Source organism: Paenibacillus allorhizosphaerae, from assembly GCF_042659105.1.
GTDB classification, from domain to species: Bacteria; Bacillota; Bacilli; order Paenibacillales; family NBRC-103111; genus Paenibacillus_G; species Paenibacillus_G allorhizosphaerae.
The window spans coordinates 517,417-541,178 of sequence record NZ_JBHSRV010000002.1 but is presented as its reverse complement, the minus strand read 5'-3'; the positions used below and the strand labels follow the sequence as shown (position 1 = coordinate 541,178).

Sequence of the window (23,762 nt, the reverse complement as noted above, 5' to 3'; positions counted from 1 at the left end):
CCTATAGCTCCCCCTGTTTGCGTTGTTCTCTGAGCTGCTCGGCTACAGGCCGCATCATCTCGGCCAAACGCTCTCCCATAAGCATATGCCCGTAATCGGAAGGATGGATCAAATCGCTGGTCAGCGCCGTAAAATCAGTCAATATATCCGCACCTTCCAATAGGTGAAGCTGCGGGTGCGCTTTGGCCGCCGCGTAGTTTCGCAGCACATCGTTGTACCGTTTTTCATGGTCGGTCAGCGCATGCTTCGTTTCGTTGAAATGCGTAGCCCGGTTCGGATATATCGTGGTCAGGAACACCGGCTTGTCGGGATTGCGCTCAATAACCCGGTCAAGCAGATAAGAAGCACGGCTCTCAAATTCCTCGACGGTAAATACCGAGCGCATATTGACTCCGATTTCGAGAAAAGCGAAATCCCAGTCGCCCCGCGAAGCGATATGATCGGCCGCCGCTTTCTCGCAAAGGCAGGAACCGCTAAGTCCCAAATTCAACACATCGGCTTCCAGTCTGCGGGCGGCTTGCTGCACATAGCAGTTATAATGGCTGACAGCACCCACGCCCTGCGTAATCGAAGAGCCGTAAGCGACAAACCTCAGCTTCGGCAGCTCCGAAGCTTCCGGCGGCCGGACTTCGTGACCGAACGCATCGATATCATGGAAGACGGCGCCGAACCGTTCGAAGAAGATACGCCATACGTTCGAACCGAACGCCCGGTTATTCAGACGGTCGGGAACGACTTCGGCAAACCGTTCCGGCTCTTCCAGTGAGAAGGTTTGCATCACACCAGCCTGAAGCTGATGCGCCGAATGGAAGAAGTCGCCTTTGAAGACCCCGATTTTGCCGCCGGATTCTACGGATGACAGCGTTACCCTGACTGTCCTGGCGTCCGTCACGAAGCGCATTTCGCAGTTGTTGGATTGTACCGCCTTCGTCCTACCTTTATCCCCGAGTCCGTCGCGCACCTCTTTCGGGAAGCGCTGCAGCCGAAGTCCCGGCAGATGCTCTCGCTGCTCCAGCTCACACACATTATGAAATAGCACATTTTTGACAATCATGGTTTTCCCTCCGCCGATCCGCCTATTTTATTTTTTCTGCTCTGCGGCAATCGCTTTGTCCGCTCGTTCCGCCGCTTCGCGCAGCGATGTGTTCAGGTCTTTGCCTCCGGCTACGTCGACGAGAGCGGCGAGCATTTCTTTATCCGCGATCGCTTGATATTTCGTCTTTACCGTCGGCGCCGCGAATTTGGCGGGAAGATACGATTTAATGTTTTTCCCTTTCAAATACGGCTGGTTGGCTCCGAAGCTTGAAGCCAATTTGCTGCCGTCCTTCAAGATGGATGAATTGCCGCTCTTCACGTTAAATTCCTGGAACTCATCCGACGTAATGTAGGTAAGCACCTGGAACGCCGCATCTTTATTTTTGCTGCCTTTGGAAATATAGAAGTAGTTCGGGTACGACTGCGGGCCGACGCCCGGTTTGTCTTTAAACACAGGCAGCTGTACCATATCCCAGTTCATCGTATCTTTCAACGTATTGGCCGTCGTGCTCAGCGATGCATACATGGCGACATTTTGTTCTTTGTAAAAAGGATCAAGCTGGCTGGCCTGGCTGTATTTGTTGTTGACAAGACCGTTGCCGGATATTTTATAAAAGCGGGCCAAATTATCGAACGCCTGCTTGAATGCATCGGACGTGAACAGCGCCTTGTACGTCTTGTCGTCAAGGTGAGGCGCGGACAGCTGATTGAGCAGCATCAGATGCTGTACCGACATCGTCAAGCCTTTGTACTGCTGCCCGCCGTCGGAGCGGGTAAGCTGCTTCGCCAGCTCGTATACTTCATCCCACGTCATGCCTTCTTTCGGATACGGCACGCCGAATTTATCGAACAAGCTTTTGTTGTAGAACAGCGCGGCCGATGTCGTATTGACGGGCAATCCGTAAATTCCTCCGCCGGCGAGCTGCTTCTGAATCTCTATGGTCGACGGCTCAAGCCTCGCCAAATCGTAATTATATTTCTTGATCAGTTCGGAGATGTCGTACTGCATATCGTAAGCGAGCAGGAAGTTGGAGGTCAGCCCGATCGAGCTGATCATAATATCGACGTCCTGTCCTGCGGTAATGATGCTTGGAAGCGTTTGCGGACCTTCCTGCGGAATAAACTTGAGCGTATAATTGGGGAACTTTTTCTTGATCATGCTGCCGTACGTTTCCATGAACTGCTGTTCCGTCCAGCCGTTGACCGTTACATAGAACGTAAGCTCGGCCGGCGTTTCGCTTATTTTTTTCGCCGCGTCGCCTCCTTGAGCCGAAGTGTTTCCCGGTTTGCTGCCGGGCGAATTTCCGTTGCCGCTGCATGCGGCAAGCGATGACGCGATCATAAGAACCGATACGGCGGCAGACCATTTATTGAATCTCATTGCAAATCCATCCCCTCTTTATTGACTCGTATCTAACTCGTAAATAAATATAACCCACGTTTGGAAACGCAGTCAATATGTATTTATGCATTTTACGAGTCAGTAACGAGTTAGTGATATGTGTAGAGGATAAAAAAAGACGATAGGCGGTTGTCCAATCCTATCGTCCGATGGTTTGACTCTTGTCTAACTGTGGACCGGGTGAACCGGTTTTAGCCCGTTCAGCACGGCTTCCACGTTTTTGCAAAGCGTTTCGCTCTCCAGAAACCCGGAAATATAAAGCAGCACTTCGCGTTGGATCTCTTTCAACTGCCGGTTTTGCAGCCCGAGATCCTGGATGAGCCGGAACGTCGGAATAATTTCGCGGTACATGAAGAAGCGGGACGGGCGGTATATTTGCTCCTCTCCCTGCCATTCGGACACGAGGCGATGCGCCGGAATATTGAGCGTCGTGCGGCGAATATGCAGCTGCGTTTCGTAGGAGGCCAGAAACTGCACAAGCAGCCGCGCCGCTTCCTTATGCCGCGACTTGCTGTTCACGGCCAGTCCGCTGATCACGAGCAGCGTATTGGCATTGATAAATCCGGGCAGCGGCGCCACATCGAACGACGGCTTCGCCTTCTTCAGCTCGTTGAGAAAAAAATACGTCGTCATAATGACCGACACTTTTCCTTCCAAAAAAAGCGCCTCCACGTCGGCATTGCTCTCCGACAGCACCATCGGAAAAATATCCGTCTGCGTGATCAGCTCCCTGCACATTTCCAATCCGTTGACGAGCTTCGTACCGCACATCACGTATTTCCCGTCTGCATCGGGGGTGAATGACGCGCCGCTTTGCAGCATAAATACCGGCCAACGGTTTCTTGACGGCAGGTGAAAATAAAATCCGAACCGCTCGTTTTTGACGGCCAGCTTGCTTGCCTGACGGAACAATTCCATCCATGTCCAGCTGCTGTCCGGCTCAGGCACTTTCATCTCCCGAAAGTGGTCGCGGTTATAGCATAGAATGACCGGCGAAAAAATAAACGGCTGAATGAGCGTCTCTCTGCCCGACTGAAAAGGCTCCGTCAGAAACGGGTAATATTCGTCCGATACGGGGAGCGGTTCGAGCAATGACGTGCTGTCGTTTTCCACAAAATCTTCAAAGTTATTATTGTTGATCATGACAACATCAAGCATTTCCGCTTCCATGTACTCCATGATCGCGTGGCCGTAGCGGCTCGTCGGCAGCTCGAGCGGCTGCACCTGCACATGCGGGTACTGCTTGTGGAATTGCTTCAGCAGCTCGTCCATTCCGATCTGGTTGCCTGCATTGTTCTGGTAACCGAACCGGATGGTCGTTACTTGCTCGGGCGCCGGGCTCGTCACCCGATTGCCGACGCGGGGAATTTTCACGATCAAACCTTCTTGAACGAGAACTTCCAGTCCTTTGCGGACCGAGCTGTTGCTGAGCTGAAACCGACTTTCCAGGTCGCTTTCGGACGGCAAGTACGTATCGATCGCAAGCTTGCCGGATATAATGTCTTCTTTAAGCGTATGTATCATTTCGTCCAGCCGCTCGCGAAAATGTTTGCGGCCCCGTTTCTTTTGCATACGGAAAACATCGCACCTCGCATTCAGGTCATACTTTCTGTAATCATAAGCATATCGGAAACAAGCCGACTCCACAAGACATCGAATTCATAATAAAGGACCGAACGTCAGGCGGAATCGCCCCGTCGGTCCTTTATTTACCGATTAACTGGAATACACTTCGAATTCGTCCACATTCGCTTCATCGGAGGCGGAATTGACATACAGGCGGATGTACCTGGATGTTACCGGCGAGAACGTAATGGTTTTGGACGCGCCGATGGTCGTGCCGCTCGTAATATCGGTAAAGTTCGTTCCGTCGCTCGAAGACTGGAGCTTGAACGATGTAATATTGGCGAATGACGTTTCCTTGATCAACACTTTGCCGTAGGTTTGGTTCGAACCGAAGTCGATTCTAAGCCATTGCCCGCTGCTCGTTCCCGACGCCGATGCCCATCTGGTGCCTGTCGATCCGTCCACCGCCTTCGCAGCGGCGTATGTAGCGCTCCACTCCGTGGATGCGGCGGCCGATTTGTTAAGCGCCAAATTGACCGCTGTTCCCGTGCCGTACACGGCTCCGCCTTCGCCGCTCCACGTCATTTCCGTAAAGGAAGAAGGGCTGGAGGAAGTGGCCGTATTGGAGCCCGACGCGTACAAACCGCCGGAGACGCCGGTCATCGTGTAATCGGTAAACAATTTGTTCGAAGTGTAATTCGTATAGATCATGGCTCCGGCCAAGTTGACGGCGGAAACGCCCTTGAGCTCCAGATTGCTTCCGTACGATATTCCGTCGGATGCCGTTATTTTGCTTGTGCGGAACGCTTGACCGGTCCCCGCATTGTTCTTAACGGCCGTATTGATGACCTGGACATTGTTCGCACGCATGAACAATCCGTTGTTGCCTACGGTCGATTCCGGAACCGTGTTTTGAAAATCGATCGTACTGCTTACGACTTTAATGTGATGCGTACCCTCTTTAAAGTCGAACCCGTCGTTTTTCGTTTGAATGGCACTGCAGCGAAGGAACGTGATGTAGCCGCTTTGATCCGGATTCGGAGCGGTCGTCCAGTTCTGGTCAGCGTCGCCGACATAGAAGCCTTCGCCGAACTTGCCGCTTTGACCGGTGTTTTGCGCCGTACTGTCGCTAATCAGCCAATATTGGCTGTTTTTTCGGATTTTGAACCCTTCGGCCAGCGTGTTTTTGACCGTTACGTTCGTAACATTGCCGTGAGACGCCTCGATGAGCAGCCCTTTGTTCGATTGCGAATTGGAATTGATCGTGAGATTTTCAAGCTTGTAATAATTGTGTTTGACATGAAAGGCGGCATTTCCTGCGGATGCGGTAAAGTTGAACGTCGCGCCGCTGCCTGTGCCGCGGATCGTAATATAATTGCCTGCTGTCCCGCTAACGCCTGTTGCGATCGTTCCGTCGGACACCGTAAAAGTCCCCGATACTTCAATAATGTCGCCGGGTTGGGCACCGGCAAGATAATTGCGCAATGTCTCCAGGTCGCCGGCCGGAACCGTCTTCGTTGCTGCATACACGGCCGGTGCGCCGTAAAACAATGGCATGGCAATGAAACATAACAGCAGCATAAAAGCTAAGGCGAACGATCCTTTTCTTATCATGGGCATCCTCCCTCATTTGGAACATAAATGGGCGAATCATCGATTCCCGATCTTATTTGGTAATATGAAAATCGGCAAATTGCATTTTAGCCTCGGTCAGTCCGGAATATATTTTGCGGTAAATGCCCCATTTCGGACGATTGAAATCGGCATCTTGCCGCCAGTTGTCTTTGTTCCCGCTGTAAGACATCAGCGTCGTGCCGTCCAGCTTCTTCAAGCTCATCGTAATGGTGCCGCTGTCCGTATTCTGCACGGTGACCGTCGCTTCCACCCACTGGCCTTCCACATTGGAGAACGCCGTTTGCGCCAGCGTAACGACTTGGCTCGTATCCGCTCCAATCGGATTGTGGCGGAATTTCAAGTAGCCGTTATCAAGAGAAAACGTTAAAATCGGAGCTCCGTCGTCTCCGCCGGACGCTTTGATTTGGAAAATGTGGTGGAAGTTGCCGGACGGCGGCATCGGATACGGAGTCATCGGCCGAAACTTCCAATTGTAAGTAACTGTCTCTCCTTGGAACGCTTTGACATTGCTTGGCGAGCTGTTGTAGGCTTTCATTTCCACACGCTGCCTGTCGGTGTTGGAGCCGTCGATCACCGCGGTGTCGGAAGCGTTGCCGGCTTTGAACACAAACACGTTGCCGACATAGCTGGAAGTGGACTCATACAAGTGACTTGCGTCCGTCGGTCCGTCGACGGGATCGGTGCCGAGATATTGCTGGAAAATTTGCAGCGCCGACTTTCCAGTATCCGGGCCGTCGGAGCTGATAGTAACCGTTCCGGCGAACACCGTTACCGTACCTAACAGAATCGTAGTTAACAGCGATAAACCGATAGCAGTTTTCCGGGTTTTCTTCATGATACATCCTCCTTTACTAAGTTCTTGCAGCCGTTCATTGTTTCCGTCTCGCCTCTGGCAGAAGCAACCAGCACCTCCCGGATATGAAATGGTACAAGCAGGTTAAAGCGCTTACAAAAATAGATTATCGCATTCCCCGTGTTTCCGATATGCCGAATCCTCACCAGTTTTTTGTGGAAATTAATGTATTTATATCCATATAAAACATGTTTTTCTTTGTTATCTACGTTTGTCGAAACTTGGTTTGTCCAGCCTGATCGGCCGCTGAATCTCCGCGTAATTTTCCTCGATATCTCTCGTAATCGATTCAAGAAGATGCAGTGCCTCACGCTGTTTCTCCCCGTCGCCCATCGATTGAATCAACGATTGCAAGTAGTCGAGTCTTGTTTTCGTAACGAAACGCATGCCGTTCTCCTCCCGTCTTCGCAAGCTGTCTCTACCATAACGTTCGTAGACATACGCGAGTTTCAGGCATGAGACGCGCTACTAGTGCTTCGCAAGCAGCCTTCTCGGCTTTGCCTCCGTCCGGGCGAGACTGTATCACAAGCGGCGCATTGCGCTTATGACACAGTCGTCCGGATCGGAGCGCTTAATGCGCCGATTCGCGAAATCTGATGGAAATCACTTTCTCCGTAGACGTTTCGAAGCGGATGTGGACGTTAACGCCGAATTCGCGGCCGTTCTGCACAAGCCATAGCTTGAACTGCTCTTCCGTTATACCCGCACCCGGTTTACTTCGTCCGATGTATCGATAATCCTGGATGCGTGCTTCTTTATACCGATTGGCCGTTTCCTGCATGGCCAGCCGTCCCCACTTCGCATACGGCGGGACCGTTTCCTCCGCAATTTTCGCCGCTGTGCTCCGTGCGGATACGGCCGGTTCGTACCAAGCGAGCACCGACTCCCAGCTCCACGATTCGTAATAGCCGGAGCCCCCGCCAATGCGGGAAATGTAGCGCTCCGCATCCGAACCGTCCACCCGTGCCGTCCACACTTCCCCGTGTTCGCGGTCCGACCGGATCCATGTAAGCCGCCCGGAACGCGGCAAATACTGTGGACTGAAATCGCCCGTATTGACGGGAGGCGACGTCAGCTTCACTTGGCTTTGCACATGGCCTTCGGCGCCTTTGACCGATGTGTCGATGCGGTACAGCGACGGCAGCGGCCGCAGCTTCGGATCGTTGTTCCACTCGCTTTCCACCGAGCGGGAGACGATAACCGTGCGGTCATCCACCCAAGTAAGTCCGCGGTCGACATAGCCTTTCGGCGTATAGCTTTGAGGGAGAAACGAAGGCAGCGCTTTGATCCGCAGCCGCTTGTTTTGGGTTGCAACGCGCCCTTCTCCCTCGATATAGCCCAGCTCGCTTCGCTTGGGAGCCCACTTGAACCATTCTTCGTTCCGCAGCATATGACCCGCCGTATGAAAGACACGCGCATCGGAAGAAAGCAGGCAAAGCGTGTTGCTGTCCGCCGACCACGAAGCGGTCGGTTCCGCTATAAAGGCGATCCACTTCCGGTCGGGCGACCATTTGAACTGGCTTGTCGCTACAGCGAAGAAATCGTTGCTCTCCGGGGGAAGCGAGAAAAGCAGCTTCATCTTTTTCCGGTCGAGCTTCGCGTCCGCCGGCACCTTGTACAATTTCACGCCTGTCCAGCCGGTCGGGAGCAGCTGCGCATCCGACGAAACAAGGAAGCCGCTGCCGTCGGGAAGCCAGGAGAAGTTGCCGACCCCAAGCGAAACATTGACGAAGGCATCCGCCCCATCGGGGCCGACCTCGGACGTATTCAACACCCGGTCGATCTGAAAGGCAATGGTGTTCCGATTCGGGGCCCACTCGTAATGATAGCCTGCGCCGCGGTACACCGAAAGCTGTTTATTTGAGCGCAGCGAATAAATTCGAAGCTCCCGCTGCTCTTCTTCGCCTTCCGTGTAGGCGATAAACTCTCCGTCATGCGACCATTTCGGACTCGATGCGCGGCCTTCCGATGTCAGCTGCCGTTCCTCGCCGCCTTGCTTCACCCACAGGTGGCCTTCCCGAATGAATGCCGCTTTGGGCGATTCCGGCTCGGCATCCGCCGACGCGCCAAATCCGCAAAAAAGCATCGTGCATAATAAAACCCAAATGACGGACCGCAACGGTTTCATCAGGATAAAATCCTCCTTTCGAAGATATGGTACAAGGCTATTTTTTCCTCGAAAGGCTCACACTATGAAAAAAAATCCCCCTGCCAAAGAAGGCAGGAGGAGACGAACACTGACTTTGCAGCGTCCAATGATCACGCAGCCGATTTTTCGAAATCGGGAGCGAATTTTTGATATAATGACGGAGTGGCGCAGCAAATTCCCGTGCGAAACTTCGGGTATGCCGACGCTGCCGCAAGCGTAGGGGGATGAACCTCATGAAATGGAAAATAGCCGCTTTTATTATTATATTGCTGTTGTACCCGCTCTTTTTAAGATGGGTTCACATGACCGATCTTCGAGCGATCCCGATTATCGTACCTTATTGCTTAGCCGCCTTGTCCGTTATCATTATCTTCTCTGAAATGATCGGGGCGATTGCGGCCTTGCTGAGCAAAAAGAAATCTTAGCCCGCAAGCGCACCGCCCGCAGCCCCGACCAGCACGACAACCCATGGCGGGAGTTTCCATAACGTCAGCATGCCGTACATCAGCAGCACGAGTGCAAAATCGGTCGGCCTCGAAACGGCGCTAATCCAAATAGGCTGATACAAAGCGGCAAGCAAAATACCGACCACTGCCGCGTTTACGCCGATTAAAGCACCCTGGATGCGCGGATTGCTCCTCCAGGCGTTCCAAAACGGGAGCGCACCGACAATGAGCAAAAAGGCCGGCAAGAAAATCGCCACTGTGGCAATAAGAGCTCCGGACAAGCCTCCGGCGACGGCTCCCAAATAGGCGGCGAATGTAAATAGCGGCCCAGGTATCGCTTGCGCGGCGCCGTATCCCGCAAGAAACTGCTCTTTCGACACCCACCCGGCCGGCACGACCTCCCGCTCCAGCAGAGGCAAGACAACGTGTCCGCCGCCGAAGACAAGCGACCCGGAGCGGTAAAAGCTGTCGAACATTCGAACCCAATCGGGCGCTCCCCACCGAACGGCCAGCGGCAAACAGGCAAGCAGCAGCACGAACAGCGCAAGGCATGCGATTGCGGTCGATTTATTGACCGTAACCGGAGCCGCAGCGACCGGAGCGTCATTGCGGCTTTTATACAGGAAAACGCCGACGAGACCGGCCAACGCGATGAGCAGCACTTGGCTGAGCGCCGTTTGCCACAGCAGAGCGACCGCCGCAGTCCCTATGGCGATCGCGCCACGAGACGGTCCTGCCGCAAGCTTCTGCCCCATTCCCCATACCGCCTGCGCCACAATGGCGACCGCTACCAGCTTCAGACCGTGCATCCATCCGGCCGCTTCAAACCCCCAACCCTGCATCAGATACGCAAAGACGACCAGCGCGATAACGGACGGAAGCGTAAAGCCGAGCCATGCCGTCACGCCTCCCGTTAAACCTGCGCGAAGCAGCCCGATGCCGATTCCAACCTGGCTGCTCGACGGCCCAGGAAGAAATTGGCACAACGCGACGAGATCCGCGTAATCCCGTTCGCCGATCCAGCGGCGCCGCACAACGTATTCCTCATGAAAATAACCCAAATGGGCGACAGGCCCGCCAAAAGAAGTCAAACCAAGCCTCACGGATACTTTAAGCACTTCCAACAACGATTTCCATTTCACAGGTACGGGCATATACACATTCAGTCCTTTGCATCCGCTAGTTTCATATAGGCAAACGTAACATACGCGTGCCAGAGAAGTAAACGATTCATTGCTTCTTTACATAAAAAATAAGAGCGGAATCGTCAGATCCCGCTCTTATTGACCTTGCCGCTATTGCTGCAGCTTGGTCACAAGCCGTTTGGCCGTACCGGTAGCCGTCTGCATCGTTTCGTATACATTCACGGTGATCGGATAGCTGAATTGATCCGACTTGATCTCCGTAAAGTCGAACGTTTGTATGCCGTTCACCAGCTTATTGGTGCCCTGAAGCGTTTGGGTCATGCTGCCGAGCACCCTGTTCTCTTTATCGACAAGCTCGAATTCCAGCGAAGAGAACGAGTCGTCCACCAGCACTTTCGCATCTTTGGCGATGTCCAGGTTCATTCGCAGCTTATACGAATATTTGCCGCCGGTATAGTAGGTCGCCAAATCCCAATTTAGGATGTTAACCGTGTACGGATAGAGCGATACTTTGCCCGACATTAGAGGCGTATCCTCATCGGTGGAATGAACGGCCACCTGATAGGCGGCAATCGGAAGCTTCAGCTTGCTTGAGCTCGTTTCCTCCAATATGCTCAGCTTGAAAGTGCCTTTCGCCGATGGCGGCATCAAATAGGAGTAGCTGTACACGTAAGCCGACTGTGGAATCAGCTGCTGCAGCGCGGTTGTCTGTCTCGCACCGGGATACGATGTGCCTGCGGCGTCCTGCATCTCCGTAGAGAAATTCGGAAGATCCAGCGTCTTCGTGCTGTTGTTCAGGAATTTGAACTTGGCTACAACCGTTTGATACCCGTTCTGCGCGTTCGTATGCGAAGTCAGTTCCACGAGAGATACTTCCAAGTTGGAATCGATCGTGTTATTGTCCGGCGTGAACGCCATCGGTTGGCCGATTTCGTAGTTACCGGCCGATGCGAGGCCGCTGCCGGCGGTCAATCCGGCATCCAGGTCTACGGCAATGACCGGAACGCCGCTCGCTTGCGTCGAAGTTCCGCTCGACTGCGAACTATTGGTACTCGCATTGGTGCTCGAATTGGTATTCGCATTGGAACTTGTGCTTGTATTGCTGCTCGTATTGGAATTCGTATTCGAGGTTGATCCTGTCGTCCCCGTTCCCGATGTCGAAGTGGAAGACGACGATGTCTTCTGATCCGACGTTTGCGTCGATTTCGTTTCCGAAATAAAAAATTCGTACGTTCCGGAGACGACTTCATCTGGGAGCTCCACAATAAACTGATATGTCGCCGTTTTGCCCGCCACCAAATATTTATCCGTATCCACGACGGTTTCCGTTGCGAGCGAGATGGCCTGCTCCTTTGATACGAGAATACCCGTCAAAGCCGGATTGGCGATCGTCCGTTTGCCGTCGTTATGCAGTTCCGCCGTAACCAGCGCTTGCCGTTTACCGGATTGGTTGATTTCCTCCGCTTTCGTGACCGCAATCGAGACCCCTTGCTTCCCTACGCTGTTGAAAGAGCCTTTTTCGCCCAATTTTACGTATTGAAACAGCGATCCCAAATCGATCTTGCCGAGGTTCGTGACGGCTGCGTCGTTTTTGTTCATATCCAGCGTAAGCTTCTCGAGCTCAGGCTGCGTTTCCAGCGTTGCCGTAAGCAGCAGATCGGTAGTGGTAGCTCCGTCCACCTGCGAGCTCTCCACGGTCGACGCTTTTAACGGGAATGTTTTTCCGCCGCCCACATTGAGCCCATAGTTCAGATTGGCCGGATTCCAGTTGTCGGTTCCCGACACTTTCACTTTCGTCTGCAGCGTAATTTTCCACTGATTATCGCTCGGGATCGCGAATGCTTTTACGGCTTGCACGGATACGAATGTATTCCCCGTGTAGCTCTCGTCCGCATCGGTCAAGTTAAACACGAACTGATGATCGTTTTGCTGGAACGAGATCGCTTTCTGTACCGAAAGCGCGCCGATGTCGGCATTTCCGCGGCTTCGGTCGAAAAAGTCCACCAGCAGTTCATCGGATGTCAGACCCGGAGCCAGCTTGGCGATAAAAGCGTAAGACTTCGACGTTCCCGGTTGGACCACGGCGTCGGCCTTTTCGCTCAGGCTAGCGTAGTAGCTTCTGCCGTCGCTTGTCATGACTTTGACGCCGTAGTTGTTGAAGTTCAGCGCGGTTTCGCTGTCGTTGTTGAGCATGACGCGGAACTGCATTGACTGGCTGTCCGTTCCTTTGGACAAGGCGACTTCTTCCAGCGTAAAGTAGGCGGAGCCGTTTACGAACACGCCTTCTTTGCCCGCATAGGAAACGCCGGGAACCAGATTGTACGCGAGCATGCAGATTAATGTGAACACAAGAGCAATGGCCGTATATTTCATGCGGTTATGTTTGCGGTTGCTTCGTTCCAGATTCAAGGGGAGTACCTCCTTATTTATGTCCTCTCATGCAAGCGATGTGCGTTTAATCGGTGCGCAGCGCGTCAATCGGACGCAGCTTGGATGCTTTGTTGGCTGGATAAAGACCGAACACAATGCCCACGCCCACCGAAAATAAAAAGGCGTAAAAACTAATGTCCCACGAGATGACGGTAAGCTGCTTCGAATTGAAATGCGGCCACGCCATCGAAAGTCCGACGCCGAGCATGAGCCCGATCAACCCGCCGAGTCCGCTGATGACGACGGCTTCCACCAAAAACTGCATCAATATGTTTTTTCGTTTGGCGCCGATCGATTTCCGTATCCCGATCTCCCGCGTTCGTTCCGTCACCGTCACAAGCATAATGTTCATGATGCCGATCCCGCCAACCAAAAGCGAGATGCAGGCGACGGCGACGAGCTGGCCTGTCAACGTGCTCGAAGCTTCTTTCCGCGCTTCCACCAGCGAGTCCTGGTTCATGATACGGAAACCGTTGCTGCTTTTGAATTTCATCGTCAAATAATTAGTGAACGTCGATTGGGCTAACGAAATTTGGTCTTTGCTCGACGCTTCGATATAGGTCGTCCGGATGTTGCCCATCCCCAGCTGTCGCTGCGCCGTCGGCAGCGGGACAATGATCGATTCGTCGACGGATGCGCCTCCCATGCCACTGCTGCCTTTTGTTTTCAGCGTTCCGATGACCGTATACTCGAAGCCTTTAATATTGATCCGCTTGTCGATCGGGTCGGTTCCGCCGAACAGTTCCGACACAACGGTGCTTCCAAGTACGGCGACGTTTGTACGGAAGCTGAGATCCGATTCGGATAGAAACCTTCCCGACGCCAACTGATTTTTGGTGATCGAGGCATAGCGGTCGTTCGTCCCGACAATCGAATACGATTCCTGCGTCCTGTCGTACTTTACGTTGCTCGAGGAGGTGACGGCCGGCGCAATATAATTAAATTCCGGCAGCTGTTCAATCTCCATCACTTCATCGTAGTCCAGCTGGGTGGCCCGTCCCTGTCCGAGGATATTGACCGTCAGCAGATTGGTGCCGAGATTTTCGTACTGCTTCTCGATTTGAGCGGAAGTCCCCCGTCCGATCGACACGAGGGTCACGACGGAAGCAACCCCGATAATTACGCCGAGCATGGTGAGCAACGTTCTCATCCAGTTGCCGGTCACCGTTTTGAGCGCCATGCTCATTAATTCAGACGCTCTCATGCGTGCACCTCCGTCAAAGGAGCGGATGGGACAGTGTCGTTCCTTTTATCTCCAATAATGAGACCGTCCCGGATCGTAACGACCCGCTTCGCATGATCGGCAATATGTAGATCGTGGGTAATCAAAATGATCGTGTTGCCCGATGCGTTCAGTTGAATCATAAGCTCCAGCACTTCTTTACCCGTCGATGAGTCCAGCGCGCCTGTCGGTTCGTCGGCAAGCAATATGGCCGGTCCGATGGCAAGCGCCCTTGCGATGGCGACACGCTGCTGCTGGCCCCCGGACAGCTCGCTCGGACGATGGTGGGACCGTTTGCCCATTCCCAGGTTTTCCAGCATGAGCATACCGCGTTCCCGTCTTTCTTTCTTCGGCATGCCTGCATAAATCATCGGAAGCTCCACGTTTTCGATTGCGGTTAGCCTCGGCAGCAAATTAAACTGTTGGAAAATGAAGCCGATTTTGCGGTTTCGCACTTCCGCCATCTGGTCGTCTCTCAACTTCTCCGTCGCCACCCCGTCCAGCATGTACGATCCGGATGTGGGCACATCGAGCAGCCCGATCGTATTCATCAGCGTCGATTTACCGGAGCCGCTGGGCCCTACGATCGCTATGAATTCACCCTGCTCGACGGTTAGATTGACCCCTTTCAATATTTGCATCTCTTCTACGCCGCGTTTGAAACTTTTCACGATGTCTTTTAGCTCCATCAAGCTCATAACCGAGTTCCCCCTTCTCCGGCATTATCGGTTTCCGCCGCCACCGCCACCACTAGGGAATATCATCGTGCCGCCACCGCCTGCGCCGCCGCGTCCTTGCTGAAACTGCTGACGCATTTGATCTGCCTGCTGCTGGGTCAGGTTGCTCTGTCTCGATGTCCCTTGAATGACGACCTGATCGCCTTCGTTCAAGCCTTCCGTGATTTCCACCATCGTACTGTTATTCGAGCCGACTTTGACTTCCTTCTGCTCCGTCGTACCGTCTTCCTTCTTAAGCATGACGGTTCGTTTGCCCACTCTCGTCTGTACGGCTTGTGTCGGCAGCTGCAGCACGCCGCGTTTGTCTTCCACGATGATGTCCGCGCTCGCCGTCATTCCATATTTCAGCTCAGGGCTGCTTTTCAAGCTAAGTACGACGGTGTACGAGCTGACGCCGTTGGAAGTCGTGCCGACGGTAGATACTTGCGTTACCTCGCCTTGGTACGTTTTACCGGATATCGCGTCGACGCGAATTTCCGCCTTTTGCCCGGTTTTGATTTTCGGCAGATCCAGTTCGTCGACGCTGATCGGCAGCTGAAGCGTATCGAGACTGGCCACCGCACCGAGTTTTACGTCGCTCTTGATCGTCGTTCCGACCGGATAAGAAGTGAGCACGTTCTTCTTCGGATCGGCGAAGTCCGTGGAGAACACGCCGTCAAACGGTGCATACACCTTCAAGTTTTGAACCTGTTCTTCCATGTCTTGTATCGATTTGGTCTGCTGTTCGATTTGCTGCTGCTTGTTCGTAATGTCCTTGGACAAGCTGTCGTTGACGATTGTTGCAATCAATTCTCCCGCCTGCACGTCCCGGTTTTCCTTAATTTCCAGCTTGTTGACCGTACCGCTGGCATTCGCGAACACCGTCGTCGTCGTTTTATATTGAAACTTGGCTTTGCTCATCGATTGGATTTTGAGTCCGTTAACCGTAATGTTGCCTTGCGCCGTAAGATCGGCATCCATCGTGCCGTCATTGTCCACCCGAACGGTTACATCAGCCAGCCGATTCCCCTTTGTATCGGATTTGCTCCCGGCAGCGACCGATTCGACGGTACCCGTCTTCGAAAGCAAAAAACCGTCGATGGCAAGTTCCATCGTATCCCCCGCTTTGATTTGCGCCGCCTCTTCCTGAATAAACGGCAGCGTGACAAGCAATGTACCGGGGTCTGCAATCGTAGCGACTTTCGTCGTTTTCGATACCGAAGCGCCTTCGCTTATATTTGTGGATAAAATCAATTTTCCGCTCTTCGGCGCGACGGTCTTTAAGGCCCCCTGCTGGGACAAAAGGTCTTGCAGATCCGTTTGGTACTGGTTCAGCGTCTGCCTTGCCGTAGCCAGCTTTTCGGTAAGGGTCGAGTCCGACAGCTCCAGCAGCAGATCTCCTTCTTTCACGTTCTGATTTCGGCTGAGATTGATCGTCTTGATCACGCCTTCCTTCGGCGGTACGATCATTTGCACCTGCTGCGCTTCGAGCTGGGAAGTACCGGTAATCGTGGAACGAATGTTGCCCTTCGTCACCTTAACCGTGGTTTGTTGCACATTGGCGGCCGTGTTTTTCATATTTTTCGAACCCTGCATGTAATAAACCGTAGTACCTCCCCCTGCGGCGACCAATGCAGCGATCACAATAATGGCGGTCTTTTTTTTATTCACTGGCGACGTACCTCCCGACATGACAATCTGTTAATGGCTTCTTAAGGATACATGCCTTTTGTGAAACGTAGATGAAACGAAACTTAAAGCTTGCTGAAAATTTCACATCATTAATCAATGTGATAAAATGGCGATAACCCTTTCCACTGCGCATCTAACAGATCAAACTTGACGCCTGCCGCTGGCAAATTACAAGACAAAAAGTAATGCTGAAATGAGGGAAAATGGATGGATCCGAAGGAATACGAACGAAAAATGATTGCCAGCATGAAGTCGCGAACCGGCAAAACGCTGGAGGAATGGGTCGAGGAAGTAAAGGACAAGCCGATGCCGGAAAAGCACCGCGAGCGGATGAAATGGTTTAAAGACAACTACGGCCTCGGGCAAAATTCGGCAGGCCTCATTTTCGGCGCGCTTGCCGGCGATGTCGGAATCGGACGTGGCGACAGCCCGGATTCCGATCTGGTCGATCAGCTGTTTGCCAAGCATGCGGAACTGCGTCCGCTGCACGATTGGATTACGGAACAAATCGAAACTATCGGGCAGGACGTGCTGGTGCGACCTTGTAAGACGTACGTGCCGTTCTACCGCAACAAACTGTTCGCCATGTCGAAACCGCATAAAGGGCAGCTGCATATCGGGCTCGCGCTCCCGGAGTCGACGGAGTATGCAAAGCTCGATTCGGCCAAAGGTCTCGGGGCGTCCGCCCGCATTACGCGGAAAATCTCGATCGTTTCGCGCGAGGAAGCGGACGACGGCTTCTGGAAGCTTGTACGGGCCGCATATGATTTAAGCTAAAAGACAAGGCCGGATGCCGATGAGCACCCGGCTTTTTTAGCGCAAGCCGTCAGTCGAATCTGCTTATTCAACGGCTTCCCTCACAGCTTCATGCCCTCCGCTGCTTGTCATTCGTTCATTCCGAACATCCGGAAAGAAACGTAAGGATAATTGCCGTAGCGGACAGCCACTTCCCGTTCAAATAACGTCATGCGCTCGATCGTCCGATTATTGCAGAGCCTCCCGCCGTCCCAGACGCGGAAAGGAGCGGGTTCGATCAGCTCCATCACGGTCCGTTTCGCCTCTTCGTCATTTCCGGTGACGTATACGTCGCTTCGAAGTCCTTGATGAAGCGGCTCTTCGAGCACCTTGAAAAAGGTGTTTTTAAATGCGCCGACGACTTTCGTATCAGGCAAAAGCTTTTGCAGCTCTTCCGCAGCGGAGGTTCCCCAGTCCGTAACAAAATCGTTAAAGTCTTCGGTAAAAGGGTTCGCAATATCGACCATAATTTTGCCGGACAATTTGTCCCGGTTCGCCCGTGCCCAAGGCAATACATCCCGAAACCAGAACGCATGAATAATGACATCCGCTTCTAGCGCTTCTACGTAATCAACCGGAACAATCTTTGATCGGTATGCATGCCCCTGGATAAGCTCCGTAAGTCTTTGGACCGAGCGCGATCCCCATCGCAATTCCTCCAAATGGGGAAGTAAATTGTTGACGAGCCCTTTTCCCATTCTTCCTGTTCCCAATATGCTTACTTTCATGTTCGTCAGCTCCTTCTCCTCTAGGGGAATGAGGCTATAGTAAAGCGATCTCGGGCGTTTCGGAAGAGCGAAACGGTTACAGAGCTGTAACTAAAAGTTTCATCTCATTCCTTCCATTATGCTATGATGAACAATGTCGGTTAAAACGCAAAATGAAGGAGGCCGCGCAGATGAACTTGGAGTTTATCGCCAATTTTATACAGACGGCGGATCACAGAAGCATCGCCAAGGCAAGCGAAGCGCTTAACTTGACGCATCCGGCGCTCGGCAAGCAGATCCGCAAGCTCGAGTCTTATTACGGGGTCACGCTGTTTTACCGCTCCGCGGCCGGCGTACAGCTAACGGAAGCCGGAAGGGTGCTGTATGAGCGGCTGTCTCGCGTTCTGGGGGAGCTCTCTTCCATTCGCTCCGAAATGGCGACGTTCAGCGTACATGCCGGAATGACAACGGTGCTTAAGGTCGGGACACTGCCGAGCTTGGCTGCTTATTATATGCCGCATAAAATGGTTGAAATGGAGCGAAAAGGTATCCGTCTAAACGTCTCCGTGCAAAATACATCGGAGCTGCTGCTTCAGGATGTAGCGGCAGGCGAGCTTGATGCGGCCATGATCGACGATAATAAAACTTCGCATATGGTATGGAGCAGGAAACTATTTCACGAGCCTTACTACATCATTGTGCCGGATAACCATCGTTTCTGCGCGGAAACTTCCGTCTCGATCCGCGACCTAGCCGCAGAGCTCTTCGTCATGTATCCGAAAGCATGCAGCATCCGCAAGTGGGTAAACGATATGTTCCACAAGCAAAGACTGGATTCCGTTCGGATCCAAACCGAAATTCCGTTCGGCGATTACATTCCCGGGTATGTTGCAGCCGGAGCCGGAATCGCCGTCGTACCGCAAATGACGGCCCAACATTTGGGGCACCCGACTCTGAAAGCGATCCCCATCGCCGATCCGGAGGCGGGCAGGACCATCACACTTATCGCCGCTGCGGAAACGGTAGGGAAACAATTATACTCCCATGTTAGAACATAGTGCATCTGCCCTCACCATACCCACGTCCCCGGCTTCCCGCCAGCGCCTTCCTTCACCTGCAGCGTAAGCCGATGAGGCTTTCCTTGCTGCGGGTCGAACGGATGCCCGTCTTCATCCCGAAATTCGCTGAGCGGAATACTGCTTGCTCCCCGTGGCAGCAAAGCGGTCACATAGCGAAATTTATTGTTTATTTCCATGCTCGCGTCTTTCCACACAAAATCGTTCCCATTATCGATCATTACATGCTTTCGGCTGAACGACAGCTTGACCATGAGTCCGGGATCGCCGGGCGGCGACGATTCCGGACCGGAACAAGCTGCCAAAAGGAGCAGCACGGACAGCGCCGCCGGCGTCAGCAGCCGTTTGAGGCGAGCGTTCGGAACGTTTGTCGGCTTCATGGCGCTGCCGCCTCCTTTACCGTTGTTTTGCCGGACAAGCTGGCGTCGAACCAGAACTCGGGCGATTCCGGGTGGCTCGAATGCACTTCCACGGCGATCGTATTGATCCCTTTGACCAGAACATCCTTATGACCGGTCAAAGCATAAGTTTCAAATCCTGCATTCTCATGCGGCGACGCGAGAGACCGGTAGTCGACCAGCCCTTCGCGGATCGAGTCGCGCGCCACTTCCGTGCCGTTCAAATAAGCGATAAATCCGTCTTCGAAAGCGAGATGCAGCTGCCAATCCGAATAGTTCGCCGGATCTTCCTCCAAGACGAACGTCTTGCGGAAGTAGTACGCCGGCGATTCCGGCTGCGCGGGCAGCGCCGTGCGAATGCCGCTGCGCTCCGCGCCCTTCCGCGACCGCCCGAACGGCGAGGGAGCCCATGTCCAGTCCGCGTCTTCATACGCCGGACTGCGCCAATCGCCGGGCGGCAGCGTAAAGCGCCCCTCAATCGGCCGCTCGCCCGCAGGGTCGAGCTGCGGCGGAACAACGGCGCGCACCGCGGCACTGCCCGCGCGGTAACGCCACGTGGCACCGATGGCCACCGGCGCCCGCTCCTGCACCGCCGCCGTATGGCGCAGCCCGGCGGCGTCCAGCGCCAGCCGGCCCGCCTCGCGGCTGGCTGAGCCGTGCACCGCGGCCGCGAGGCGGCTGCCGCGGCCGTCAATCGTGAGCAGCGGTGTCGTCGCGGCGCCGCCGCTGCTCACGGTCCATTCCGCCCACCCGCGGTGGGCGGAGCTGCGGTAACCGGCCGCCGGCCGCTCGGTTACTGCAGACTCGGGCGCGTACAGGCGCGGGCCGATCAGTACCAGATCGACGCCGCTTTCCGCGAGCCCTTGCCATAGTTCCGGCTGCCCCGGCTCCTGCGCCAGCAGCACGATCCGATGCGTCTGCGGATTCACCTCGGCTGTCCGCTTCAGCCATTCGAGCTGTACCGTTGGCTCCGACGCCAGCCGCCCCGCATCCATAAACCAGAACCGCGCTTCGCCGAAATCGACGAAGTAAGCGGATCGGCCGTATCCCGGCAGCTGGTCTTCCGGGATATGCGGAAACCGCGCCGCGTTATCTGCCGCGGACCAGCCGGCGGCCGGCACGGGGAAAAAGCTGCGCGGCGCCGGTTTCGCCGCGGAGACATCGCCTGTCACCGAGAGCTGCGCCGCTCCGGCAACGAAAGGCAACTGCGGCAGCCGGGCCATCAGCTCGTTCAAGGCTTCGGCCGACGTACCGCCGATGTATCCGAACGTCCAGGCTTTCCCCCCGGACGTGTCTCGTTCCGCTATGCCCTGAACCGGAGGTCGGGACAAGCCAAGCGATACTCCAAGACCTATAAAGAGCAGTACCAACAATGTCGTCATTACATATTTGTTCGCCATAACATCCCCCTACACCGGCCAGCCGTAGATCCGGTGATATACCGGAGGCCATAGCAGCAGCAGAAGTACAAATACGCCGGCGAGAAAAACGTACATCCAAGGCTTAAGCGAAAATCGATGCCTCCCAAAGAGCAGCAGCAGCAGCGACCAACTGCCCAGCCAAACGGCTAATGCAACCAGTTCCTTCCCGCCGTAAGGCCCAATGCGCCATCCGTTCGGCAGCCAGGAGCTGTAGCGTAACAGCGTCATATTCGCTCGGCCGGGATCGGCGGCGCTCCACCAATGCGCGCCCGTCAGCGCCGCCATGGCGAAAACAAGCGACAGTAGCGCGGCGACCACTTCCCCGGAACGGCGCAGCTTTGCACCGTGATCGGCGCTCCTGCGCAAACTCGCCGCTCCTTCCGTATCGCCGGATTCCTCCATCACTTGTTTTCCTGCATCCCGGCTTCGTTTGTTCCATTTCCGGTGCTTCAAGACCGCATTCCTCCTGCCGCGAACTGTTATACCATTTTCCATTTAGCGAGCATGAGCCCGAACGCAAACCCGACCAACAAACAAAACCAAAGCAAGGTGAGCAGCATTCCGATGATATAACGGAATACTTCCGCCTCGCCTCCGGAAGTTTCCGGCATACGCCACAGCAGCACGCTGGCCGCCGTGCCGAACGGAAACGCCATCAGCGCGACAAACTCTTTGTATTCCATGAGAACCCAGTGTCCGGCGGGAGCGTGCAGCTTAAGCCATTCCGAGGCCCCGTCCGGCGCCTGATAGTCGGCATACAGCCAATTGGCCGCTACGATGGTGCATAGGGTCAGCACGTTGGTCAACAGCAGCCTGTTTTGCAGCTTCGTTTTTGCTGCGGCGTTCCCTTTGGCGTACCCGTAATAGGCATGCATCGCATACGTCGAGAGCAGCATCGTCAGCGCGGCCCCCAAGCCGTGGAGCATCGAGGCCGTCCGCTGGTAGCCGGGCCCGAAAATGTTGACGAGCGGAACGAGCAAAAAAAACAATAACGCCATCATGCCTTGCGCCACGGCCACGTCCTTGTAGAAGGGTCTGTCCTTCTTCGTTTCAGGACCGCTCATCGCTCGACCGCGAACGAGTCGATCTCGTTCCCCTGCAGGTCATACACTTTATGGAGCGCTTGACCGCCTTTCACGTCCACGACCATGTAATGGTAACTCGCTTTCGGACCGATGACGACCTGCTTCGTTTCTTTCCCTGCGGAAGTAAGCGGCGCCCCGGCTCCGCCTAGCGTGACTTGGAAGATCGTGTTTTCAAAATGAAACCCGTTGCCGTCAAAAGCGCTGTCAACTTTTCTCCGGTTATAATTATGCTCGTGTCCTACCAGTACGGTCGTCACCTTATAGCGGTCAAACAGCGCCCACAACGCGTCGCGGGAAGCCGGGTCTCTGTCCAGCGAATCGCCGAGATGCGCCCCGACCGGATAGGCAGGCACGTGAAACTGCACAAAAATGTGGCGTTTTCCCGCCGTTTTCAGCTGCTGCTCGAGCCACGCAAGCTGCTCTCCGTCGATGGCGTAAGCTTTGGCTTCGTTTCTGCGGTCGGAATTGAGCGTAATGAACCGCGCGTTCTCATAATCGAATGAATAGACGGTCTTCCCGAATCCTGGAAGCTGTTCCTTCGGCAGCGCCGGGAACGCTTCCGTAAACACCTTCTCATTATGCTCGTGATTGCCGAGCGTAGGATACACCGAAGTCATGGGCATATAATCGTCGACGATATTTTTCCAGGATTCCAGCTGCCCCGCAACATCCGAGCCTCCGGTTACTTGATCCCCGGTAAATAACATGAAGCTTGGAGGCGGCGTCAACGACTTCACTTTATCGAGCAGCGCGCGAATCGTCTTTTCGTTCGTCCCGTTCGAGGACCCGCGGCTATCGCCCATGACGACGAATCGAAATGGCTTCTCCTCCGCGGCCGTCTGCTTGCCTGCATCCGAACCGGGCTTGGCGGCCCCCGGGGAAACTGCGGCCTGCGCTTCGGCCTTTCCCGCCGTTCCGGTTGACGATGCCGGCGGCGCCCCCCCGCAACCGGCGGCAAGCATCATTACGGCGACCATCCACGCGAACGTCTTCCCACTTTTTTTCCAGCGAAAGATTCCCTCCAGGGTCATCCTTGCTTCCTCCTCGCAGCTTGAAATATTCCATAATTAACTTATTTTTCTATCGTTCTCTTCTGCAAGTCTAGCAAATGAAACCGCTCCTGCCAATGGGAATTGTGCAAAAGACGACCGGCTGTTCCAGGCTGCTGGCGGTCGTCAAGTATTCCCAGTCGCCTAAGGTACAAAAAGCCGCCAAGCGTTACGAATCATATGTCAAACGGCATGACGCAATCCGGTCAATGACAGCACTGTTAATCCCGGAATGCTGCCGATTGTTTGGTCCTGATGGCATGTCTGCAAGTCGTTCGCCGTGACGATGGTTTTTTTTAGGAAATATTTAAATTCTATGATATTATGAATATAAATACGAAAAAATAGAAGCGTTAGGAGCATAGGCATGGATCAGAATACGACCATTCAAGAAAAATTCCTTTTCCTATACAAATTTCTAAGTTCGCCCAAACAAATTGGAAGCGTTACCCCTAGCTCTTCGTTTTTATGCAAAAAAATGATTCATGCCGTACCCTGGGATCAAGTCCAAAACGTGGCGGAGCTGGGCTGCGGTACTGGGGCGTTAACCCGATATATCGCGCAAGCGAGAAGACCCGGAACCAAAGTGCTGCTGTTCGAAAAGGAAGCTCATCTCCAATCGCAAATTGCCGCCCGTTACCCGGAATTTCCGTGCTACGGCGAAGCCAGCCAGATTGACGTCGTCCTCCGCAAAGAAGGAATCGAATCGCTTGACTGCATTCTCAGCGGACTGCCTTTCTTTAATTTTCCGCAGGAACTCCGGGACGTGCTCATGAAGCAGATTCACGATAACTTGAAAAAGGACGGCCTGTTTATCGCTTTTCAATATTCGAAGCAAATGAAAAAGCAGCTCTCGGACCTGTTCGACATTCAAGAGATCCATTTCGTCCCTATGAATATTCCGCCCGCTTTCGTATACGTTTGCCGCAAGCGATAGAAA

The 23,762-nt window shown here is 54.0% G+C and carries 22 protein-coding genes; 4 read left to right on the top strand and 18 right to left on the bottom strand.

What is annotated here, in order from left to right; translation table 11 throughout:
* Position 1: 1 nt before the first annotated feature.
* The 7 genes from ACFQI7_RS11000 to ACFQI7_RS10970 form a co-directional block, all read right to left on the bottom strand.
* On the bottom strand, positions 2–1,054 hold the full coding sequence (locus tag ACFQI7_RS11000) for an SGNH/GDSL hydrolase family protein (RefSeq protein ID WP_218099217.1): 1,053 nt from the start codon (positions 1,052–1,054) through the stop codon (positions 2–4).
* A gap of 27 nt (positions 1,055–1,081) precedes the next feature.
* Positions 1,082–2,416, bottom strand: a complete 1,335-nt coding sequence (locus tag ACFQI7_RS10995) for an ABC transporter substrate-binding protein (RefSeq protein WP_218099218.1) — start codon at positions 2,414–2,416, stop codon at positions 1,082–1,084.
* Positions 2,417–2,602: 186 nt separating this feature from the next.
* Positions 2,603–4,009, bottom strand: coding sequence for an extracellular solute-binding protein (locus ACFQI7_RS10990; protein WP_218099219.1), 1,407 nt, complete (start codon positions 4,007–4,009; stop codon positions 2,603–2,605).
* A gap of 144 nt (positions 4,010–4,153) precedes the next feature.
* Positions 4,154–5,617 (bottom strand): discoidin domain-containing protein, encoded by a 1,464-nt coding sequence (locus tag ACFQI7_RS10985; RefSeq protein WP_218099220.1) that lies wholly within the window; start codon positions 5,615–5,617, stop codon positions 4,154–4,156.
* A gap of 52 nt (positions 5,618–5,669) precedes the next feature.
* Positions 5,670–6,473 carry a heparin lyase I family protein gene (locus ACFQI7_RS10980; RefSeq protein WP_218099221.1) on the bottom strand — a complete coding sequence of 268 codons (804 nt, stop codon included), beginning with the start codon at positions 6,471–6,473 and terminating at the stop codon, positions 5,670–5,672.
* 219 nt (positions 6,474–6,692) lie between these two features.
* Positions 6,693–6,878: a hypothetical protein gene (locus tag ACFQI7_RS10975; RefSeq protein ID WP_218099222.1), complete on the bottom strand. Its 186-nt coding sequence runs from the start codon at positions 6,876–6,878 to the stop codon at positions 6,693–6,695.
* A gap of 184 nt (positions 6,879–7,062) precedes the next feature.
* A complete protein-coding gene (locus ACFQI7_RS10970; RefSeq protein ID WP_218099223.1) occupies positions 7,063–8,619 on the bottom strand; it encodes a DUF3889 domain-containing protein in 1,557 nt (518 codons plus the stop codon).
* Positions 8,620–8,873: 254 nt separating this feature from the next.
* Between ACFQI7_RS10970 and ACFQI7_RS10965 the strand changes: the two genes are divergently transcribed.
* Positions 8,874–9,065 (top strand): hypothetical protein, encoded by a 192-nt coding sequence (locus ACFQI7_RS10965; RefSeq protein ID WP_218099224.1) that lies wholly within the window; start codon positions 8,874–8,876, stop codon positions 9,063–9,065.
* On the opposite strand, the gene ACFQI7_RS10960 is transcribed toward ACFQI7_RS10965, so the two are convergent.
* From ACFQI7_RS10960 to ACFQI7_RS10940, 5 genes are all read right to left on the bottom strand, one after another.
* On the bottom strand, positions 9,062–10,240 hold the full coding sequence (locus ACFQI7_RS10960) for a chromate transporter (RefSeq protein WP_218099225.1): 1,179 nt from the start codon (positions 10,238–10,240) through the stop codon (positions 9,062–9,064). The genes ACFQI7_RS10965 and ACFQI7_RS10960 overlap by 4 nt on opposite strands.
* A 141-nt stretch (positions 10,241–10,381) precedes the next feature.
* Entirely contained in the window at positions 10,382–12,640 is a 2,259-nt protein-coding gene (locus ACFQI7_RS10955) for a hypothetical protein (RefSeq protein ID WP_218099226.1), read from the bottom strand.
* 46 nt (positions 12,641–12,686) lie between these two features.
* Positions 12,687–13,865, bottom strand: a complete 1,179-nt coding sequence (locus ACFQI7_RS10950) for an ABC transporter permease (RefSeq protein ID WP_218099227.1) — start codon at positions 13,863–13,865, stop codon at positions 12,687–12,689.
* The gene (locus ACFQI7_RS10945) at positions 13,862–14,581 is read right to left on the bottom strand and encodes an ABC transporter ATP-binding protein (protein WP_329958234.1); all 720 of its coding nucleotides are present in this window, start codon (positions 14,579–14,581) and stop codon (positions 13,862–13,864) included. Before ACFQI7_RS10945 ends, ACFQI7_RS10950 begins: the two co-directional genes overlap by 4 nt.
* Positions 14,582–14,605: 24 nt before the next feature.
* Positions 14,606–16,270, bottom strand: a complete 1,665-nt coding sequence (locus ACFQI7_RS10940) for an efflux RND transporter periplasmic adaptor subunit (RefSeq protein WP_230414944.1) — start codon at positions 16,268–16,270, stop codon at positions 14,606–14,608.
* Between the two features lie 228 nt (positions 16,271–16,498).
* Between ACFQI7_RS10940 and ACFQI7_RS10935 the strand changes: the two genes are divergently transcribed.
* Positions 16,499–17,068, top strand: a complete 570-nt coding sequence (locus ACFQI7_RS10935) for a DUF5655 domain-containing protein (protein ID WP_218099229.1) — start codon at positions 16,499–16,501, stop codon at positions 17,066–17,068.
* A 107-nt stretch (positions 17,069–17,175) separates the two neighbouring features.
* Here ACFQI7_RS10935 and ACFQI7_RS10930 read toward each other — a convergent pair whose 3' ends face one another.
* Positions 17,176–17,814, bottom strand: a complete 639-nt coding sequence (locus ACFQI7_RS10930; protein WP_218099230.1) for an NADPH-dependent F420 reductase — start codon at positions 17,812–17,814, stop codon at positions 17,176–17,178.
* A 170-nt stretch (positions 17,815–17,984) separates the two neighbouring features.
* On the opposite strand from ACFQI7_RS10930, the gene ACFQI7_RS10925 reads away from it, so the two are divergent.
* On the top strand, positions 17,985–18,851 hold the full coding sequence (locus tag ACFQI7_RS10925) for a LysR family transcriptional regulator (protein WP_218099231.1): 867 nt from the start codon (positions 17,985–17,987) through the stop codon (positions 18,849–18,851).
* An 11-nt stretch (positions 18,852–18,862) separates the two neighbouring features.
* Here the strand turns inward: ACFQI7_RS10925 and ACFQI7_RS10920 are convergent, their stop codons facing one another.
* Genes ACFQI7_RS10920 through ACFQI7_RS10900 form a run of 5 tightly spaced genes read right to left on the bottom strand, consistent with a single transcriptional unit; the run spans position 18,863 to position 22,804 of the window.
* Positions 18,863–19,249, bottom strand: coding sequence for a hypothetical protein (locus tag ACFQI7_RS10920; protein WP_218099232.1), 387 nt, complete (start codon positions 19,247–19,249; stop codon positions 18,863–18,865).
* Entirely contained in the window at positions 19,246–20,667 is a 1,422-nt protein-coding gene (locus ACFQI7_RS10915; RefSeq protein ID WP_218099233.1) for a hypothetical protein, read from the bottom strand. The genes ACFQI7_RS10920 and ACFQI7_RS10915 overlap by 4 nt, the downstream gene beginning before the upstream one ends.
* A gap of 9 nt (positions 20,668–20,676) precedes the next feature.
* Positions 20,677–21,141, bottom strand: a complete 465-nt coding sequence (locus ACFQI7_RS10910; protein WP_230414946.1) for a hypothetical protein — start codon at positions 21,139–21,141, stop codon at positions 20,677–20,679.
* Positions 21,142–21,167: 26 nt separating this feature from the next.
* Positions 21,168–21,752, bottom strand: coding sequence for a hypothetical protein (locus tag ACFQI7_RS10905; protein ID WP_218099234.1), 585 nt, complete (start codon positions 21,750–21,752; stop codon positions 21,168–21,170).
* On the bottom strand, positions 21,749–22,804 hold the full coding sequence (locus ACFQI7_RS10900; protein ID WP_218099235.1) for a metallophosphoesterase family protein: 1,056 nt from the start codon (positions 22,802–22,804) through the stop codon (positions 21,749–21,751). Before ACFQI7_RS10900 ends, ACFQI7_RS10905 begins: the two co-directional genes overlap by 4 nt.
* Positions 22,805–23,189: 385 nt before the next feature.
* Here ACFQI7_RS10900 and ACFQI7_RS10895 point away from each other — a divergent pair, with 385 nt between their 5' ends.
* Positions 23,190–23,759 (top strand): class I SAM-dependent methyltransferase, encoded by a 570-nt coding sequence (locus tag ACFQI7_RS10895; protein ID WP_218099236.1) that lies wholly within the window; start codon positions 23,190–23,192, stop codon positions 23,757–23,759.
* The last annotated feature ends 3 nt before the right edge of the window (positions 23,760–23,762 follow it).

Coding starts and splice junctions, on each gene's coding strand:
- ACFQI7_RS10935 (WP_218099229.1), top strand. CDS start 16,499: ATGGATCCGAAGGAATACGAACGAAAAATGATTGCCAGCATGAAGTCG.
- ACFQI7_RS10990 (WP_218099219.1), bottom strand. CDS start 4,009: ATGCAAAAGAAACGGGGCCGCAAACATTTTCGCGAGCGGCTGGACGAA.
- ACFQI7_RS10900 (WP_218099235.1), bottom strand. CDS start 22,804: ATGACCCTGGAGGGAATCTTTCGCTGGAAAAAAAGTGGGAAGACGTTC.
- ACFQI7_RS10920 (WP_218099232.1), bottom strand. CDS start 19,249: ATGAAGCCGACAAACGTTCCGAACGCTCGCCTCAAACGGCTGCTGACG.
- ACFQI7_RS10985 (WP_218099220.1), bottom strand. CDS start 5,617: ATGATAAGAAAAGGATCGTTCGCCTTAGCTTTTATGCTGCTGTTATGT.
- ACFQI7_RS10895 (WP_218099236.1), top strand. CDS start 23,190: ATGGATCAGAATACGACCATTCAAGAAAAATTCCTTTTCCTATACAAA.
- ACFQI7_RS10945 (WP_329958234.1), bottom strand. CDS start 14,581: ATGAGCTTGATGGAGCTAAAAGACATCGTGAAAAGTTTCAAACGCGGC.
- ACFQI7_RS10980 (WP_218099221.1), bottom strand. CDS start 6,473: ATGAAGAAAACCCGGAAAACTGCTATCGGTTTATCGCTGTTAACTACG.
- ACFQI7_RS10905 (WP_218099234.1), bottom strand. CDS start 21,752: ATGAGCGGTCCTGAAACGAAGAAGGACAGACCCTTCTACAAGGACGTG.
- ACFQI7_RS10925 (WP_218099231.1), top strand. CDS start 17,985: ATGAACTTGGAGTTTATCGCCAATTTTATACAGACGGCGGATCACAGA.
- ACFQI7_RS11000 (WP_218099217.1), bottom strand. CDS start 1,054: ATGATTGTCAAAAATGTGCTATTTCATAATGTGTGTGAGCTGGAGCAG.
- ACFQI7_RS10960 (WP_218099225.1), bottom strand. CDS start 10,240: ATGCCCGTACCTGTGAAATGGAAATCGTTGTTGGAAGTGCTTAAAGTA.
- ACFQI7_RS10930 (WP_218099230.1), bottom strand. CDS start 17,814: ATGAAAGTAAGCATATTGGGAACAGGAAGAATGGGAAAAGGGCTCGTC.
- ACFQI7_RS10965 (WP_218099224.1), top strand. CDS start 8,874: ATGAAATGGAAAATAGCCGCTTTTATTATTATATTGCTGTTGTACCCG.
- ACFQI7_RS10995 (WP_218099218.1), bottom strand. CDS start 2,416: ATGAGATTCAATAAATGGTCTGCCGCCGTATCGGTTCTTATGATCGCG.
- ACFQI7_RS10915 (WP_218099233.1), bottom strand. CDS start 20,667: ATGGCGAACAAATATGTAATGACGACATTGTTGGTACTGCTCTTTATA.
- ACFQI7_RS10950 (WP_218099227.1), bottom strand. CDS start 13,865: ATGAGAGCGTCTGAATTAATGAGCATGGCGCTCAAAACGGTGACCGGC.
- ACFQI7_RS10975 (WP_218099222.1), bottom strand. CDS start 6,878: ATGCGTTTCGTTACGAAAACAAGACTCGACTACTTGCAATCGTTGATT.
- ACFQI7_RS10970 (WP_218099223.1), bottom strand. CDS start 8,619: ATGAAACCGTTGCGGTCCGTCATTTGGGTTTTATTATGCACGATGCTT.